We start from the raw sequence: 1,344 nt of genomic DNA, 5'->3' as shown, positions 1-1,344 counted from the left end.
CTATGCCTGTGCGCCAAAACAGTTCCAGCGAGTTCGGGGCTGCATAGATTTTCTTGGATAGTGCCTTCCTGGTCTTAACCGTTGAGTCATTCTGCCAATTCGCATGTGTAATGAGTAACAGTATGATTTTAGATGTGTTTTCTTTACCCCAAAGATTAGAAGAGTGAGGTTTTCTACAACCCAAAATAAACAATTTTTAAAGTTATACTTCACGTTTTTTTTTACCGTTAGTGTTTTGAGCGAGAGTTATATCCTTATCAAGATCGCCTTCTGATATTCTTGCCAGATTCAATAATAACACATGTGCATGGATTTCTTGCCTGACACCATACTCGTTATGTGAGTGAAAATCTTCAATGCAAAGAATTGATTTTGAAATTTTATATAACTCTTCGATACTCCACCGCTCGTGATATAGTTCATAAATACTTTCTGATTCATAATTATCCTCTTCAAGGAGAGTCGTGGCGAAAATAATTTGTTTGTTTTTATTGGTGAATTTAATTAAACGTAACTTAATTGATGGAAAATCTGAAAGCAACCCTCTTTTTCTGAGATCTGACTTAACAGCTTCGGAGGGGGTATATTCAAATATCAGATCACTTTCGGCGCTTTCGGAAAATTTTTTGATAATTTTATTTCTATTGCCTTCTTGAATTCTAAAAACCGCATTTAAGTCATTATTTGTGATTTGATGTAACATGTAATAACTAAAATACCCTCTATCAAAAATAATGACATCATTATTTTTTAATCTTGAAAAATGCTTCAATGCACAAGCTCTTTCATTATTATGTTCAACAAGATCAATGTCATATATCAAACCATTCATAACATCATAAAGACAACTCATCATAGCATAGGGATAATGTCGGGACGTATTCTTGGGGGTTTTATATCCATTTTCCAGCAATCCTCTGGGAACATTTAACTTGGAACCATCGATAGCGTAAACTCGATGCCCCTTCCACATGCCAATCCCACTTTTATCTTCCCATTCTAATAGAATATTTTCGTTTATTATTTTAATTGAATTTTCAGGAAGTTTCATTCGAGCTTCGTACATTGAAGATGGTGATACTGGATTCTGTTGTGGTAAAGGTATTTTTTCTCTGATGCAGCTATCCCATATTTCATTAATAATGTAACCATATCCATGTTTGTTCTTGCCAGTGATTATTTTCATAAGGAATAGAACCACCATCTTGGTATCTATGGTTCTTCTCCTTTTTTGCCAAAGTTTATCAATTTTTTCACATGTTTCAAAAAACGATTGATTTAGAGAATTAAATATATCCATAGCTTCACCACTCAATGGAGGATACCTCTCATAAATATAGTAAA

At 33.7% G+C, this 1,344-nt stretch carries 1 protein-coding gene; it reads right to left on the bottom strand.

Annotation, left to right across the window (positions count from 1 at the left end; translation table 11 throughout):
* Positions 1–202: 202 nt before the first annotated feature.
* A partial coding sequence (locus ACGF63_RS22860; RefSeq protein ID WP_387633375.1) for an IS4 family transposase occupies positions 203–1,344 on the bottom strand: 1,142 nt, incomplete at its 5' end.

The organism is Photorhabdus sp. RM322S, from assembly GCF_042879395.1.
GTDB lineage: Bacteria > Pseudomonadota > Gammaproteobacteria > Enterobacterales > Enterobacteriaceae > Photorhabdus > Photorhabdus khanii.
The sequence above is the reverse complement of the archived record's forward strand: the minus strand, read 5'-3'. Positions and strand labels throughout refer to the sequence as shown.